This is a genomic window from Phyllobacterium sp. T2-21 (assembly GCF_055378485.1).
Genome location: NZ_AP027912.1, coordinates 2,055,913 through 2,071,192 on the forward strand (window position 1 = coordinate 2,055,913; position 15,280 = coordinate 2,071,192).

Genomic DNA, 15,280 nt, shown 5'->3' on the forward strand with positions numbered 1-15,280 from the left:
ACCTTGTATTATGGTGCATGAACATTCCGCCGATCCCGCCGCAGCAACCGTCAACCGGCTTTCCGTGCGCAATATCCGCAAGAAATTCGGTTCACTGGAAGTCCTGCGCGGGATTTCGCTCGAAGCCCATGACGGCGACGTCATCTCCATTCTCGGGTCGAGCGGTTCGGGCAAATCGACGTTCCTGCGCTGCATCAATCTTCTCGAAATTGCCGATGAAGGCGAGATCTGGGTGGATGGCGAACATATCAACATGGTCAGGAAGCACGGCAGGAATGTCCCCGCGAGTTCGAAGCAGGTGGACCATATCCGCGCGGAGCTCGGGATGGTGTTCCAGTCGTTCAATCTGTGGTCGCATATGACCATCCTGCAAAACCTGATCGAAGGCCCCGTTCACGTGCTCAAACGCCCTCGGGCAGAATGCATCGCAGAAGCGGAAGCGCTTCTGGAAAAGGTGGGGATCGCGGAAAAGCGCCATGCCTATCCGGCCCATCTGTCCGGCGGTCAGCAGCAGCGGGCAGCCATTGCCCGCTCCCTGGCGATGAAACCGAAGGTCATGCTGTTTGACGAGCCCACCTCGGCGCTCGATCCCGAACTGGTCGGTGAAGTGCTGCGGGTGATGCGCTCGCTGGCGGAGGAGGGGATGACGATGCTTGTCGTGACCCATGAAATGAATTTTGCGCGGGATGTTTCCAACCGCGTCGTGTTCATGCGCGAAGGGCTGATCGATTGCGACGGTTCGCCGGCGGAGATGTTCAGCGGCGCGACCTCGCCCGCATTCCGGCAGTTTATCGGTAATTTCCGGGGGTAGGGCGGATTCTGCCTTTGGCAGCCTTCCGCCGGATGAGTACGGCATTCACGGCAAATCGGGCTATCGCTTCGGCATCCCGGTTGCCGATAATGAATGCGGCACGGACAAAACGCTCCAGAGTTTTCCGTTCCGGATCGTTGTCATCCTCGATTTTCAACGTGCTTGCCGCCTCGTCCAGCGCCTGCTGCATGAGTTCGCCGTCGGCCGTTGAATAATTCGGATTATCGGTATCTAAAAACGTCAATGACCATTTCCACCCATTATTTTATGTGTTGGATGCAACCGGTAGTTTATAAATTCTACTTGTATGAGAAGCTTGATTTAATCGCCTGATGCTGCGTTGAAATTGCGTCTTTCTCAAGGTAACGCACGGAGGCGACATTGGAAATCTATTATAAGTGATTATCCGGCTGTGGTTCCGAAGTGCCTATTGACGCTAAATATATAACTGGAATTCATAGGAAAAAAGCGCTCGGGTAGAGCCTGTCGCGACCGCTTCACACCCTTGTTTCAGAAGCGGCGGGCGCCGGCGAATATCGGGCTTCCAGCGCGACGCAGCCCCAGATGATGCCCACAAGAATGTAGAAATGGCGCCAGTGATCGGTATCGATGACATTGCCGATCGCCACATGTGAGAGATAGGTGAGATAGGCGCATAGCAGGAAGGGCTGCCAGGGCCTGTCGCGAAACAGGATGCGCAGGCCGAGACCCAGCGTCAGCATGGTCAGGGTCAGGTAGCTGACGAAGCCGATCCAGCCATAATCAAGCGCCGCTTTCAGCCAGATATTATGGGTATCCTCGCCATAGATGGGCCCGAACTCCAGCGGTCCGATGCCGAGGGGATGATCGACCGACATCAGCAGGCCGTACCAGTGGCGGGCGAAGCGTCCGAACTGGGCATTGTCGTAATCCTGCACCAGTTGGGCGCGCGCAAAGAACAGTTCCGACACACTGGGAATCTGCAGCGCGATGACGATGGCGACGAGAAGAATCGCGACCGCCAGGCCGGCAAGCAGGATGATTCTGATGCGGAAGAGGCGGCTCGGGCTGCGGATGAACAGCGCCAGGGCAAGGCCCGCAATCACCAGCACGGCCATGCCCCATGCGGCACGGGAAAACGACAGGAAAACGCCGAGGGTGAGGATGAGCGTGGGGATGAGGCGCAGCGGCAGGGTCCGCAGATCGCCCACCAATATGCCATGCACCAGCCAGGCAATCGGCAGAATCAGGAAGGGGCCGAAGACGTTGGGATCCTTGAAGGCGCCCATGGCGCGGCCATAGCGCGTAAAAACCTCCGCCCCCGGGAAGGCGTCGAAATAGCCGAGAATCCCCAGCATCGTCGTACAGACCGCCGCGATCACGTAGCCGTTGAAGATTGCCTGCAGAATGCGGTGGTTGCCTTCGATGATCGCAGCGAAGAACACCGACGTGAGCGCCAGAAACAGCGACACGGCCATATACATTGGTGCGGTCTTCAGATCGGCCATCTGCGCCACCGACAGCCAGCCGCCGAGATTGAACAGCACTAGCGTTGCGAGAAGAACCACCACGCTGCGCGAGAAGCGCAGGCCGAAGAGTGCCCAGCCCACGATCAGGGTAGCCATGTACAATTCGTAGGGCGCGGGTTCGTTGATGACGAACCCGCTGAGGAACACGCCGAACCCGACGGCGGTCATCGAAAACATCCGGATCAGCGCACGGTTGCCGGCGGCTCTGCCGACGCGGGCTGAATCAGTGGGATCGGCGGCGGCGCTCAATAGGCGTTGTCCGTGTTGAGCAGGCGGACCGGTGTCAGGAACAGGATTTTCAGATCGAACCACAATGACCAGTTTTCAATGTAGTAGAGATCGAACTCCGTCCGCATCTTGATCTTGTCTTCCGTATCGATTTCACCGCGCCAGCCATTGATCTGAGCCCACCCCGTCACACCCGGCTTGACCCGGTGGCGGGCGAAATAGCCGTCCACGACCTCGTTGTAGAGCAGATTGTGGGTATGGGCCGATATGGCGTGCGGCCGGGGGCCGACCAGCGAAAGCGTTCCCATCAGGGAATTGAAAAACTGCGGCAATTCGTCGACGGATGTCTTGCGGATGATGCGTCCGACCTTCGTGACGCGCGGATCGTTCTTCACCACCGCATTGCGCGCCGTCGGATCGCACATTTCCGTATACATGGAACGGAACTTCCAGACCTCGATGATTTCATTGTTGAAGCCGTGCCGCTGCTGCTTGAAAATGACCGAGCCCTTGCTCTCCAGCCGGATGGCGAGGGCGGTCGCCAGCATGATCGGGCTGAAGACAATGATGCCGAACAGGCTGAAGACGATATCGAATGCCCGTTTCGCCACGGAATCCCAGTCATTGATGGGCTTGTCGAACAGATCGATCATGGCGATCGAGCCGATATAGGAATAGGCGCGCGGGCGGAACTGCAAGTGATTGTTGTGGGCCGACAACCGGATATCCACCGGCAGGACCCAGAGCTTCTTGAGAAGCGCCAGAACGCGCTCTTCCGCCGTGATCGGCAGGGAGACGATGAGCATGTCGATATGCGCGATGCGTGCAAACTCGATCAGCTCGGAAATATTGCCCAGCTTGGGATAACCCGCGACGACCGGCGGGGAACGTTTGGCATCCCGGTCATCAAAGACGCCGCAGATGCGGATATCGTTGTAGGGCTGCTGCTCGATCGAGCGGATCAGGTCCTCGGCCGGCTTGCCGCCACCGACAATCACGGCGCGGCGTTCCATCTTGCCGTTGCGGGCCCAGCGGCGGATAAGCCGCGACATGATCACGCGAAAGGCAATGAACAGGATCAGCCCGGAAACATACCAGGTGCCCAGCCAGACCCGCGAATAGGCTTCGGAAATCTTGAGGAAAAAGGCGGCCAGCGCCATCAGCGCAAAGGTGCCGGACCACGCCATCAGCAGGCGGCCGAATCGGGTGAACGGATTGCGCATCACCGCAAGCTGGTAACTGTCCGTGAGTTCCAGGACGAGCACGCCGACAATGGCGGTCACAAGAACGGCGGAGAAATAACTGAAGATTGCCCCCCGCTGCAGGCCGACATACATCAGAAAGACCGTCATGCCGGTCAACAGGATAATCAGGAATTCCACGATGCGCATGATGCCGCTGATCATGACGGGCGAATTGCTGTTGCGCGCATATTGCGAGGCAATCTGGTAGGCGACAGGGCTGAGTTTGGCCTTTTCCGCCGGCTTGGACGAACCTGCATCGGCCGCAAGATCGCGCACGGCATCCCGCGAGAACCTGTTTTCCCCTTTTCTGTCTTTCATACTGCACCTTGAAGAGTTCGATTGATCCGTCATATCACGGATGAGCTAAGGAATGCTTGCCTGAAAAATGCATGCGGACGGGGTTCGGCCTATTCATTCAGCGCGGCGAAATATTCCGTCTCGAGCTGCGCCGCCATGCTGTCGGCGCTGAAGCGTTGCCTGATCTGATCGGGACCGGGAAGGGCAGCCAGATAGGCGGCGGGATCGCCGAGAACGGCCGCCATCTTGCGGGCAAGCTCCTGCGCATCCGGTTGCACCAGGGCGACGGAATTCTCACCCACTATCTCCGGAATGCCGCCGACACGGCTGACGATGACGGGCCGGCCGGCGGCCAGCGCTTCCAGGACAATGTAGGGCAGGGCTTCCGCGCGGGAGGGAATGACCACAATCCGGGCAAGACCAAACGCTGCGCGCGCCTGCATGGGCGGCAGGAACCTGATCTGCGCGCGCATGCCCGTCGCTTCAGCCTGCCGGACAAGCGGATCGCGCTCGCCGCCATCGCCGACGATGACGGCAGTCGGCGCTTGTCCGCCCATGGTGCTCGCGCCTGCCAGGGCGTCGATAAAAATATCAGGCCCTTTCAGGCTACGCAGTTCGCCGATGAACAGGAAATCCGCGGCATCCTTGTCCGGCCGGACGGGTTCAAAATCAGCATCCGCCAGACCGTTATAGATCAACGCGGATTTGCAGCGCGGCGCGCCGACCTTGGTGATGTATGTGTTGCGCTCGAAAACGGAGACAAAGATGATCCGGTCGGTCATCCCTTCCATGAACCGCTCGATGCGAAAAATCACGCGGCCGGCCGTGGTGGCCGGGCTGTAGTGCAGGCTGCCGCCATGCGGGGAGTAAAACCGCGCAACGCGCTTTCCCGAGAGCCGCAGCAGCGAGCCGAACAGTCTGGCATAGGTGCCGCCCTTGGCGCCGTGCCCATGCAGGATATCCGGCTGCATTGCCTTGAGCGTCTTGCGGGTGTGCACGGCCGCCATCAGATCGCCGGGGCCGATCTGCCGCTGCATGGCGATGCGTTGCATCCCCAATGCCAGCTTGTCCCGCATCTGTTCAAGCAGGGCCTCTTCGAAATCCCCGCCGGTCGATGCATCGCAGACAACGCCGACCCGATGTCCTGCCTTTATCTGCGCATCAATGAGATCGCGCACGTGCCGGAATATTCCCCCGACAGGTGCGCGAAAGCAGTGAACAATACGAAGGGATCGGCTGTCGCTCATCTCCCGCGATCAGAAGAAGCGCTCGCGTACATAGACGGTATCGCCGGGCAGGACGGGATCGGAAATCGTCACGCGGCCGGTGAGGATTTCACCGTTGAGCTGGCGCGTGATGTCGACATCCCCCTGATTGGCCCGGGCGCTGAAACCGCCGGCCGCGGCAATCGCCTTCTGGGCGGTCATTCCCGGCACGTAGGAATACTGACCGGCGGCGCCGACTTCGCCCATAACGAAGATCGGCCGGTAGCGGTCGACTTCCACGGCTACATCAGGGTCACGCAAATAGCCCTTGCGCAGCTTGGCGGCCACGGCGGCTTCGATCTGCTGGATTGTCTTGCCGCGGGCGGGCACGCTGCCGATGAGCGGCACCGAGATATAACCGGCCTGATCAACGCTGTAGGTATTGGTCAAGCCTTCCTGTTCGAACACGGTCAGGCGCACCCGGTCACCCGCATCGAGCAGGTAGGGTTTGTTGATGGCGTCATGGAATGCCGCAGGGGCAGGGCGATAACTGGCGCAGCCGCCGAGTGTCATCGACACAACGCTGATCGCGACCAGAAAGATTTGCTTGCTGAACACCGTAAATACCCTTGCAACAATGGCGACGAATTCGCTCGACTCTGAGCGGGATTATCAGTTCATTAGGGTTAATGGCTGGTAAACTGCGCGTGCACTTTTGTTGCGCTGTCTGCTTTATAGTGCCGGATATTTTAACCCGCTGGTTACCATGGGTCTTTACCATTGCGGCATTCAAAGTGGAGTGGGGAATGCCTCGGGCTGGCTCTGTCGATAGTGACGTGGATATTGACGTTGGTGCGCTGTTTGCCAGTTTATGGCGCAACAGGGTGCGTGTTTTGCTGGGCGCCATCCTACTGACGCTGGCGGCGTTCCTGGTTCTTTCGCTTATTTCGCCCAAATACCGCGCGGAAACACGCATTCTCATCGAGACGCGCGAATCCGTGTTTACCCGCCCGAGCGGCGAGCAGGGTGACGACCGGCCGATTCTCGATCAGGAAGGAATCAAGAGCCAGGTGGAACTCATCGGTTCGTCCGACCTGTTGAAGCGGGTGATCGCAAAACTCGACCTGGGCAACAACGCTGAACTCGCTGCTGGTGCCGATCCTTCCGCGCTGACGCGTATCCTGGCCAAGCTTGGCCTGGCCGCCGATCCCGATGCCACGGCACGCGATGATTATATCCTGCAGGCCGTGCGCGATCGCCTCGTGGTCTACAGCGTGCAGAATTCGCGCGTCATCGTCATCCAGTTTTCCTCGAAGGACCCGACGCTGTCCGCCGCGGTGCCAAATGCCATCGCGGACGAATATGTGGCAACGCAACAGGCGTCGAAATCCCAGTCGAATGCCGATGCCACCGGCTGGCTCGAACCTGAAATTGCCGATCTGAGCAAGCGGGTGAAGGATGCCGAAGCCAAGGTTGCCGCCTATCGCAGCTCGTCGGACCTGCTGATCGGCCAGAACAATGCGGTTTTGGCCACGCAGCAGCTGTCCGAACTGTCATCGGAACTGTCGCGCGTGCGCGCCAGCAAGGCGGCCAGTGAAGCCAAAGCGACGGGTATTCGCACAGCGCTCGCCAAGGGTGCCCCGGTGGAAACCCTGCCTGATGTGATGGCGTCGCCGCTGATCCAGCGGCTGCGCGAACGCCAGGTTCAGCTCAACAACGACATTGCCGATCTGTCCGCGTCTCTGCTCAGCGGCCACCCGCGCATCAAGGCATTGCGGTCGCAGCTGGCCGATCTCGATCAGCAGATCAGGCTGGAGGCCCGCAAGGTGCTTGCCAGCCTTGAAAACGAGGCGGAAACGTCCCGTCTGCGTGAGGCCGAACTGACGCGCACCCTCAACGGTTTGAAGGCGCAATCATCCAAGGCCGGCGAAGAAGAAGTGGAATTGCGCGCACTGGAGCGCGAGGCGACGGCGCAACGCCAGCTGCTCGAATCATACCTGACGCGTTACCGCGAGGCTTCCTCACGCACGGATCGCGGCTATCTGCCCGCCGATGTCCGGATTTTCTCCCGCGCGGACAAGCCGGTCGAGCCCTATTTCCCGAAGGTTCTCCCGATGACCGCTGCGGCCTTCGTCGCCTCGCTGCTGATCCTCAGCATCGGCACGCTGCTCAGCGCCTTGTTCAGTGGCCGGGCCCTGCGTCCTGCGCCCACGGCCGTTGCAGATGTTGATATGGTGGAACCCAAGGTGGCCGCTCCCCCGAAAATCGTGGCAGCGGCTGTGCCTCCGGTTGAAAGCAGCAAGCCCCTTCATGCGGAGCCGTCGCCGGTTGCCGCACCGGTATTCACGGCACCATCCGTTGCAGCCCCGGTTCTGGCTGCCGCGCCATCCGCAGAAGGTTCCGATCACCATGCGGATCATTCGGGTGTTGCCGGCGTTGCCGACCGCCTGATGGCAAGCGGTGCCGCCCGCGCGGTTATCGTGTCGCCGGAAGGGGACGAGGCCTCCGCGCTGACCATATTGCTGGTGCGGGAACTTGCCGATCGCGGCGTGCGGGTCGTTCTGATCGATATGACCGGATCGGGTGAAATTGGCCGTTCCATGCTGGATGGCCAGAATCTCGCGGGAATGACCGACCTTTTGGCCAATGAGCGGTCATTCAGCGAAGTCATCCACGCCGATCATTACTCGCAGGCGGAGCTCATTCCCCTCGGCATCCACGACCCCGTCAAGGCCATGCAGTCCATCGGGCGCCTGCCGATGATTCTCAATGCCTTGCAGTCCGCCTATGATCTGGTGGTCATCGACAGCGGGCCAGCCACGGCGGCCGAGCTGAAGCACATTGTCGACGATGGTTCGGAACTTGTGCTGAGCCTGGTCGATCCCGAAGACCATGACGTCAAGGCGATATCCATGGCGCTGTTTGACGGCGAGTTCATCAAGCCCGAGCTTCTCACCCCGTTCAAGGATGGTGCGCTGGAGCTGGACGACGGGCTGATCGTCCGCGCCGCTGCCGCGAGCCATCGCCACTGAGACTGTTCAGGCGCGGCCAAAGAGCCGGGACCGCAGTTTTTTCACCGCGGTCCACAGGTGGTCATTTCTCTTGACCGCACGCACGAGATTGCCGCGGGCGGCGCGGTAGGCGGCACAGGCGCGGCCCTTGGCCGTCAGGCTGTGCTGCGTGTCATGGAGCAGCGTTTCGACATCGCACCAGTTCCGCTTGTACGGCTCATCGCCAACCCCGAAACTGTAGGAGGCAAGGTCGGTGTTGCAACTGTCCTGAATGTCTTCGAAAAACAGGAATTCACCCGGACTGGCATTGCTCATGTCATCGTCGGCAATGCCGATGAAGTCGATGAAGGTCTGCGTTCTCGCCCGGGATTTGCCGAGGACCGCGCGATAGCGCCCGGCGACCTCGACGGCTTTGAGCTGGAACAGGGGCTGTTCCTTCGCCGCGTGCCGGGCAAACAGCTGCCGGAAGAAACGCTGGATTTCCTCGGGTTCAAACGTGTTCCTGATCCCGGATCGGGCGAACTTTTCTGCCTTGTTTGCAAGGTAGTTCTCAAGCATGGCATCGGCCTCGCTTGGCACCGTTGCCGTGACAATGCGATACCCGCCGGCCTCGGCAAACTTGCCGATGCTGTTGCGGTGTTTCTTCTTCTTGCGCTTGGCGTTGTGGCGCTCGAGAACCGTCTGAAAATTGCGGTCCAGCGTGATCGCCAGACTGATATTGGCGTTTTCCCGGTTCGGCAGTTGCAGCAGCGGGTTGGCGCAACCGTCGAGCAGCGGAAGCTGCCGTTCCAGCGTGACGAGATCGATGTCCGGCCGCGCCTGGTGCAGGGCCTCGAAGAGCCGGTTCAGGTCGCCGGGGCTGACGGCATGCGCGGGGGACACAACGGGGAAATTGCAGTTGGCATGCGGCCCGCCGGGGTAGGCGGCGACCCTGAAGGGGCCGGACCGGCTGATCGCCAGCGGCAGAATGAAGACCGGTGTTTCCCCGGCGCAGAGGCAGGCGATCAGGCAATCCGCATTGACATTCGACTGCCACAGGGAAACCCAATCCTCGGACTGTGCCGGGCCGCAGACATGGTTCTGCGGCAGGGATCGCCAGATTGTTGCGATTTCACCGGGTGCCGCAATGATTCTTGGATCGAGATGGGGTAAAGGCATGGCGGGTTCCAGTGAAAGCGGTGTTGCGTCAAATACCATGCCGTTGATCAACGATATATAAACACTTAATCTGCATGAAATGACGGTCACGATCCCGTTTCAACATGCCTATTAGCGCGAATTGGTGAAGGAATGGTCCACGCGGCCGACTTGATACGAAAGGCCGTGATGCGACTGGCGTGGCACACCGGTTTTGCGTCGACGGCGCGCGAGCATTTTGGCGGGCTGGGCTCGATCATCATGCTGCATCGCGTCCGTCCGGACTGCGTCAGCCCGCTTGGCGTGACGCGCTCCCTGTCCATCACGCCAGCGTTCCTTGAACAGATCATCGTTTCGCTCAAATCCGAGGGAACCGAGTTCATCTCCATGGACGAGGTGGTCGAACGGGTGAAGAGCGGCAAACGTTCCGACCGGCGTTTCGTCGCGGTGACGCTTGACGATGGTTATGACGATAATTTCCACCACGCCTATCCCGTCTTCCAGAAACATTCGGTGCCATTCGTCGTGTATGTCGCGCCGGGTTTTATCGAAGGGGCGGCGGTGCTGTGGTGGGAAGTCGTCGAAAGTCTTGTCGCCAAGGCGGATTTCATCCGAATCCCAGACGGGCCGGAATGGCGATGCGGGACGCTTTCTCAGAAAAGGTCGGCATTTCATGCCATTATGCGGTATTTCTCATATACGCTGACCGAACTGGAACAGATGCCTGTCCTGCGCGCGATGTGCGCGGTGCAGGATATGGTGTGCAGCGTCGCGCCGGACCGCGATGTGATGAGCTGGAACGAGATCCGCCAGATGAACCGCGATCCGCTGTGCACCATCGGCGGCCATACCGTGCACCACTACAATCTGAAAAAGCTGACGGCGGGCATGGTCGCGCAGGAAATGCATCTGTCGGCAGGCATGATCGAGGACCAGCTCGGACGGCGGCCGCAGCATTTTGCCTATCCCTACGGCTCGGCCAAGGCTGCCGGGCGGCGGGAAGCCGACATTGCGGCATCGGAAGGTTTTCTGTCGGCGGTCACCACGCGCCACGGCACCATCCATACCGAGCACAGCAACAATCTGCATGCCTTGCCGCGTATTTCGATCAATGGCCGTTTTCAGAAGCTTGTCTATGCGAAGACGATGATGAGCGGTGTGACAACGCCGATCGCCAATGCCGGACGGCGCGTCATCCAGGCCTGAGTTAGGCCTTCTTCTTCGGTGCCTTTTCCATCCAGCTGATGATGAACATGGCGGGAATGACCCAAAGCAGGCCGGTGCCAAGAAAATAGATCAGGTGGATCCACGGGCTGGCATTGGCAAGCAGTGCCACGGCGAAGATCGTGGCGACGATGGCGTAGACGCAAACCAGGGTAACCAGCAGGATGGTTCCGATGAGTTTCTTGAGCCTTACGGGCATGAATCCATTCCAGTTCTGGTCTTTTTCATCTGCAACACGTGCGCAAGGGTTTCATCTAACCGGTTAAGCCGCGGGCGAAAAGCAAAAAAGCCCCCCTTGCGGCAAAAACGCGACGGCTTGTCGCGTAAACCCGGCTTGTCATCCCGGCGCATATGCTGCACCTATCCGGCCAGTTACAGGAGTGTTTTGAATGGCCGCCCACACCCTATCCGAAGGCGCTGTGTCCTCCGCCGGAGATCGCGAAGCGCGCAACCGCAGACTGATCCGCGTGTGGCTCTATCTCGTGCTGCTTGTGCTCGCCACGATCGTTCTGGTCGGCGGTGCGACGCGCATGACCGGTTCGGGCCTTTCAATCACTGAATGGAAGCCGATCCACGGCATCATTCCGCCCTTGAACCACGCGCAATGGCTGGAAGAGTTCGAGAAATACAAGCTCATTCCCCAGTACGAACAGCTCAACAAGGGCATGAGCCTTGGCGAATTTCAGCGCATTTTCTGGTGGGAGTGGTCGCACCGGTTCCTGGCGCGGGGCGTCGGCTTCCTCGTCGCCATTCCGCTTGCCTTCTTCTGGCTGACCGGCCGGCTTGAACGGCTGCTGAAGCCGCGCATGATCGGCATCCTGGCGCTTGGCGGCCTGCAGGGCGCCGTGGGCTGGTGGATGGTTGCATCGGGTCTCAGCGGCCGCGTCGACGTCAGCCAGTACCGGCTGGCGACGCACCTGACACTGGCCTGCATCATTTTTGCCGCCGTGATGTATGTGGCACGCGGGCTTGCTGTTTATTCGGAAAGCTCCGCAGGCCGGAGCACCCAGCGTCTGGCCGGATGGTTCGTGGTGTTTGTCTTCATCCAGATTTACCTCGGCGCGCTGGTTGCCGGGCTGGATGCCGGTCTTTCCTACAATACCTGGCCGCTGATGGATGGGGCCGTCATTCCCGGCGACATGTTCCCGATCCAGCCCATCTGGCACAATTTCTTCGAGAATCCGAAGACCGTGCAGTTCGTTCACCGCTGCTTCGCCTATTTCGTGCTGCTTGCGGCGCTGTGGCAGGCGGTCTCGACGGTGCGGCGCCTGCCGGGCACAACCCATGCGCGGCGCGCGATATTCCTGGTGGTCCTTGTCCTCACGCAGGCAGCCATCGGCATCACTACGCTGCTGATGCAGGTACCGATGAGCCTGGGCCTTTTGCATCAGGGATTTGCCATCGTCATCCTTGGCTTTGCCGTTGCCCATTGGCGTGCCACCAAGGGCGCCTATCCCTTGCCAACGGAAATCACCACCGCACGCTCGTAGCGGCTGTCTTTGCGCAAAGACTCGGTGTAGTGATTCGAGAGCTTCGCTGGCTACGGACAGCGGGGCATTCCCGCCGTATCGAAAGCAACCATCATGATTCTCAGCGCAAGACGCTCACTGGCCGCCGTTACGGGTCTGGGTGTCACGCAGATCGTCAGCTACGGCACGCTCTATTACAGTTTCAGCATTCTCGAGCCTGCCATGGCGCAGGAGTTCGGCCAGTCCCGCCAATGGCTGTTTGCGGCCTTCTCCGGCACGCTTCTGATCGGCGGCATCATCTCGCCATGGTCCGGCCGCTGGGCCGACCGCTTCGGAGCAGGGCGGGTGATGACATTCGGCTCGCTCGCCGCAGCACTGTCGCTCATCCTCTGCGTCCTGGCGCAAAGCTGGATCTGGTTCGCTCCGGCGCTTGTGACAACGGGGATGGCCACACCGTTCATCCTCTACAACACAGCCTTCGCGGTGCTTGTGCAGATCGATCCGCAGACGGCGCCGCGCCGGATCACCTATCTGACGCTGATAGCCGGGTTTTCCTCGACCTTGTTCTGGCCGCTGGCAACACGTCTGCTGACAATGTTTACATGGCGGGAGATTTACCTGTTCTACGCGGGATTGCAGGTCTTCATCTGTTTTCCCATCCATTTCTGGTTGTCGCAGATGACGCGGCGCTCGCCAAAGCTGCATGAGGAACGCGCGGATGAACCCGCCAGAGGCGTCGGCGGGCAGTTGCCCGTCGAGAACAGGCGTCCGGCGCTGCTGCTGATCATGGCGGGGTTCTCGCTGGCAAGCTTTTCGCTGTCGGCCATGCTCGTGCATCTGGTGCCTGTTCTGGCCGCTGTGGGTGTCGGCACGTCGGCCGTTCTGGTCGGCGCCATCTTCGGGCCGTCGCAGTTCGCCGCACGTCTGGTAAACATGGTTTTCGGCACCAAGCTGTCGGCGATGTCGATCGCCGTGCTGTCGACAGCCTTGATCCCCCTGTCGTTCCTGATGCTGATCGCGCCATTGCCGGTGCCGCTGGTGGCGGGCGCCGTGGTCTTCGCCATGCTCTTCGGCATGGGCTCGGGGCTCAACAGCATCGTTCAGGGCACCCTGCCGCTGGCGCTGTTCGGGCATCAGGGCTATGGCGAAATTCTGGGCAAGATCACCTCGGCGCGGCTGATCGTGTCGTCATCCGCACCGTTCATTTTCGCCTTCATCATGGAAAAGCTCGGGCCGACGCTGGCCTTGTCGGTTGCCGCCACGGTGGGCATTCTCGGCGTCCTGACATTCCTTGCGGTCGCCCGCCTGATCAGGCGCTCAACCCAGTGAGGCCATCACCCGTTGCACTGCCCGTGCGACGCCGAGGCTCCGCTCCGCTTCCTCGAAATTTTCGTCTTCCGTGTGCCATGAGGCCGACAGCGCCGCGTGCGACATGGCATAGCCGAGGATCGTGCGGATATCGCGGTTGAAGGCGCGGGAGAAGGTGAGGGCCATGGTGGCAACACGCTGCTCGCTGGTGCGCAAATCCTGCCGTTCCAGCGGGTTGTAGAACATGTTGGCGGCATCGTACATCGGATCGCCGAGAAGCCCCTGCGGATCGATGACAAGCCAGCCGCGCTCGCCCAGAAGAATGTTCTCGTGGTGGACATCGCCATGCAGCGGCTGAACCTCGACCGGGTTGCTGAGCAGCGTGTCGGCAATCCCCGCCGCTGCAACAAAAATGCTGGCATCACCGTTGTTCCGGTCGATTTCCGCTTTCTTGAACAGGCTGGCATATTGTTCGCGCAATGGCCGCAGGTCCGGTGCGACGGATTTGCCCTTGCCATTATTGCCCAGCAGTTTCAGCAGGACATCGACAGCAATCGCAGTGGCCGCATCGTCGCCATGCGCGTTCAGGTGGTCCAGCAGCGTGTGGCTGCCGGCATGTTCGAGCAGCAGCAGATTGCCTTTTTCGGCCAGCACGCGGATGGAGCCATTGCCGTCGTGCCAGTCGAGATAGTGCACGCCGCGCAACTCTTCCCGCATGCCGGTTTCGTTGAGTGCCTTGATGACAGCGGGTGTGCCGTCAGCCAGCCGCACCATGATGATGCGGCTGGTATGGGTTTCAACGAACAGTTCCGGAGACGATATCTGCCATTCGGCCGGGAATGTCTCGTGGATGCTGTCAGCCATGGTTCAGCATGAGGTCGAGATTCTGCACGGCCGCGCCGGAAGCGCCCTTGCCGAGATTGTCGAGCAGCGCCACGAGGTTCACCTGTCCCTGACCTTCGGTGCCGAGCACGAACAGCTTCATGATGTCGGTATCGCGCAGTTCTTCCGCATCGATTCTTGCCAGCGATGCGCTCTCCGCCAGCGGCACCACCTGCACGATGTCCTGGCCTTCATAATGTGCTGTCAGGGCGGCATGGATGGATTCCAGCGAGGCATTGCCGTTGAGATCGCCGGTGAACACGGGAACCTGTACGATCATCCCCTGGGCAAAGCGGCCGACGCTGGGACTGAAGATCGGACGCCGGTCGAGATGGCCGTGTGTCTGCAGTTCCGGCACGTGCTTGTGCTTGAGCGGCAAGCCGTAGAGGAAATTGTTGGCGCTGATATGGTCCGGATTGGCTGGATCTTCCATCTGCGCGATCATCTGCTTGCCGCCGCCGGTATAGCCGGAAACCGCATTGACGGTGATCGGGTAATCGCCGGGAAGAATGCCCGCATCGCGCAACGGCCGCACCAGAGAAATCGCGCCGGTCGGATAGCAGCCGGGATTGGCCACCAGCCGGGCATCGGCGATCTTCTGCCGCTGCGCCCGGTCGAGCTCGGCAAAGCCATAGGCCCAATCAGGATGAATCCGGTGCGCCGTCGATGTATCGATGATCCGCGTGGAATTATGGCCCTCAAGGATGGCAACAGCTTCCTTCGACGCGTCGTCCGGAAGGCAGAGGATTGCCACGTCGGCGCTCTTCAGGAAGTCGGCGCGCATGTCCTTGTTGCGCCGCTCGGCTTCCGGAATGGAGAGGACGTCGAGATCGTGGCGGCCGGCAAGTCGCGTCCGGATTTGCAGTCCTGTGGTGCCGTGTTCGCCGTCGATAAAGATTTTCGGTTTCATGTGAGATGCCTTTGGCGCTTGATATTCAGAGAGTTAGCGAGAAAAC

General features: G+C 60.3%; 14 protein-coding genes. 5 read left to right on the forward strand and 9 right to left on the reverse strand.

Annotated elements, in window-relative coordinates:
* The first annotated feature begins 10 nt into the window (after positions 1–10).
* Positions 11–811, forward strand: coding sequence for an ABC transporter ATP-binding protein (locus tag ACZ5FP_RS10340; protein ID WP_223615742.1), 801 nt, complete (start codon positions 11–13; stop codon positions 809–811).
* Here ACZ5FP_RS10340 and ACZ5FP_RS10345 read toward each other — a convergent pair.
* From ACZ5FP_RS10345 to ACZ5FP_RS10365, 5 genes are all read right to left on the reverse strand, one after another.
* Positions 789–1,001, reverse strand: a complete 213-nt coding sequence (locus ACZ5FP_RS10345) for a hypothetical protein (protein WP_464659970.1) — start codon at positions 999–1,001, stop codon at positions 789–791. The genes ACZ5FP_RS10340 and ACZ5FP_RS10345 overlap by 23 nt on opposite strands.
* 307 nt (positions 1,002–1,308) lie before the next feature.
* Positions 1,309–2,487 carry an O-antigen ligase family protein gene (locus ACZ5FP_RS10350; protein ID WP_464659972.1) on the reverse strand — a complete coding sequence of 393 codons (1,179 nt, stop codon included), beginning with the start codon at positions 2,485–2,487 and terminating at the stop codon, positions 1,309–1,311.
* Positions 2,488–2,564: 77 nt separating this feature from the next.
* On the reverse strand, positions 2,565–4,109 hold the full coding sequence (locus ACZ5FP_RS10355; RefSeq protein ID WP_464659974.1) for an undecaprenyl-phosphate glucose phosphotransferase: 1,545 nt from the start codon (positions 4,107–4,109) through the stop codon (positions 2,565–2,567).
* A gap of 89 nt (positions 4,110–4,198) precedes the next feature.
* Positions 4,199–5,335 (reverse strand): glycosyltransferase family 4 protein, encoded by a 1,137-nt coding sequence (locus ACZ5FP_RS10360; protein ID WP_464659975.1) that lies wholly within the window; start codon positions 5,333–5,335, stop codon positions 4,199–4,201.
* Positions 5,336–5,344: 9 nt separating this feature from the next.
* Positions 5,345–5,866, reverse strand: coding sequence for a polysaccharide biosynthesis/export family protein (locus tag ACZ5FP_RS10365; protein WP_223615777.1), 522 nt, complete (start codon positions 5,864–5,866; stop codon positions 5,345–5,347).
* Positions 5,867–6,099: 233 nt separating this feature from the next.
* Between ACZ5FP_RS10365 and ACZ5FP_RS10370 the strand changes: the two genes are divergently transcribed.
* The gene (locus ACZ5FP_RS10370) at positions 6,100–8,325 is read left to right on the forward strand and encodes a GumC family protein (RefSeq protein WP_464659977.1); all 2,226 of its coding nucleotides are present in this window, start codon (positions 6,100–6,102) and stop codon (positions 8,323–8,325) included.
* 6 nt (positions 8,326–8,331) lie between these two features.
* On the opposite strand, the gene ACZ5FP_RS10375 is transcribed toward ACZ5FP_RS10370, so the two are convergent.
* Positions 8,332–9,462: a GNAT family N-acetyltransferase gene (locus ACZ5FP_RS10375; RefSeq protein WP_464659979.1), complete on the reverse strand. Its 1,131-nt coding sequence runs from the start codon at positions 9,460–9,462 to the stop codon at positions 8,332–8,334.
* A gap of 168 nt (positions 9,463–9,630) precedes the next feature.
* Between ACZ5FP_RS10375 and ACZ5FP_RS10380 the strand changes: the two genes are divergently transcribed.
* Positions 9,631–10,647 (forward strand): polysaccharide deacetylase family protein, encoded by a 1,017-nt coding sequence (locus ACZ5FP_RS10380; protein ID WP_464663237.1) that lies wholly within the window; start codon positions 9,631–9,633, stop codon positions 10,645–10,647.
* A gap of 1 nt (position 10,648) precedes the next feature.
* Here the strand turns inward: ACZ5FP_RS10380 and ACZ5FP_RS10385 are convergent, their stop codons facing one another.
* Positions 10,649–10,864, reverse strand: a complete 216-nt coding sequence (locus tag ACZ5FP_RS10385) for a DUF2842 domain-containing protein (protein WP_105735541.1) — start codon at positions 10,862–10,864, stop codon at positions 10,649–10,651.
* A 190-nt stretch (positions 10,865–11,054) separates the two neighbouring features.
* Between ACZ5FP_RS10385 and ACZ5FP_RS10390 the strand changes: the two genes are divergently transcribed.
* Together ACZ5FP_RS10390 and arsK are read left to right on the forward strand one after the other, a co-directional pair.
* On the forward strand, positions 11,055–12,155 hold the full coding sequence (locus ACZ5FP_RS10390; RefSeq protein WP_464659981.1) for a COX15/CtaA family protein: 1,101 nt from the start codon (positions 11,055–11,057) through the stop codon (positions 12,153–12,155).
* A 93-nt stretch (positions 12,156–12,248) separates the two neighbouring features.
* Entirely contained in the window at positions 12,249–13,463 is a 1,215-nt protein-coding gene (gene arsK, locus ACZ5FP_RS10395; RefSeq protein WP_464659983.1) for an arsenite efflux MFS transporter ArsK, read from the forward strand.
* On the opposite strand, the gene ACZ5FP_RS10400 is transcribed toward arsK, so the two are convergent.
* Together ACZ5FP_RS10400 and argC are read right to left on the reverse strand one after the other, a co-directional pair.
* Positions 13,452–14,306, reverse strand: a complete 855-nt coding sequence (locus ACZ5FP_RS10400; RefSeq protein WP_464659986.1) for an aminoglycoside phosphotransferase family protein — start codon at positions 14,304–14,306, stop codon at positions 13,452–13,454. The genes arsK and ACZ5FP_RS10400 overlap by 12 nt on opposite strands.
* Entirely contained in the window at positions 14,299–15,234 is a 936-nt protein-coding gene (argC, locus tag ACZ5FP_RS10405; protein ID WP_223615751.1) for an N-acetyl-gamma-glutamyl-phosphate reductase, read from the reverse strand. Before argC ends, ACZ5FP_RS10400 begins: the two co-directional genes overlap by 8 nt.
* Positions 15,235–15,280: the final 46 nt, after the last annotated feature.

Bases quoted from the DNA above. Each gene is read 5' to 3' on its own strand.
- ACZ5FP_RS10400 (WP_464659986.1), bottom strand. From the start codon at position 14,306: ATGGCTGACAGCATCCACGAGACATTCCCGGCCGAATGGCAGATATCG.
- ACZ5FP_RS10340 (WP_223615742.1), top strand. From the start codon at position 11: ATGGTGCATGAACATTCCGCCGATCCCGCCGCAGCAACCGTCAACCGG.
- arsK (WP_464659983.1), top strand. From the start codon at position 12,249: ATGATTCTCAGCGCAAGACGCTCACTGGCCGCCGTTACGGGTCTGGGT.
- ACZ5FP_RS10360 (WP_464659975.1), bottom strand. From the start codon at position 5,335: ATGAGCGACAGCCGATCCCTTCGTATTGTTCACTGCTTTCGCGCACCT.
- ACZ5FP_RS10390 (WP_464659981.1), top strand. From the start codon at position 11,055: ATGGCCGCCCACACCCTATCCGAAGGCGCTGTGTCCTCCGCCGGAGAT.
- ACZ5FP_RS10370 (WP_464659977.1), top strand. From the start codon at position 6,100: ATGCCTCGGGCTGGCTCTGTCGATAGTGACGTGGATATTGACGTTGGT.
- ACZ5FP_RS10345 (WP_464659970.1), bottom strand. From the start codon at position 1,001: ATGCAGCAGGCGCTGGACGAGGCGGCAAGCACGTTGAAAATCGAGGAT.
- argC (WP_223615751.1), bottom strand. From the start codon at position 15,234: ATGAAACCGAAAATCTTTATCGACGGCGAACACGGCACCACAGGACTG.
- ACZ5FP_RS10350 (WP_464659972.1), bottom strand. From the start codon at position 2,487: ATGACCGCCGTCGGGTTCGGCGTGTTCCTCAGCGGGTTCGTCATCAAC.
- ACZ5FP_RS10385 (WP_105735541.1), bottom strand. From the start codon at position 10,864: ATGCCCGTAAGGCTCAAGAAACTCATCGGAACCATCCTGCTGGTTACC.
- ACZ5FP_RS10380 (WP_464663237.1), top strand. From the start codon at position 9,631: ATGCGACTGGCGTGGCACACCGGTTTTGCGTCGACGGCGCGCGAGCAT.
- ACZ5FP_RS10375 (WP_464659979.1), bottom strand. From the start codon at position 9,462: ATGCCTTTACCCCATCTCGATCCAAGAATCATTGCGGCACCCGGTGAA.
- ACZ5FP_RS10365 (WP_223615777.1), bottom strand. From the start codon at position 5,866: ATGACACTCGGCGGCTGCGCCAGTTATCGCCCTGCCCCTGCGGCATTC.
- ACZ5FP_RS10355 (WP_464659974.1), bottom strand. From the start codon at position 4,109: ATGAAAGACAGAAAAGGGGAAAACAGGTTCTCGCGGGATGCCGTGCGC.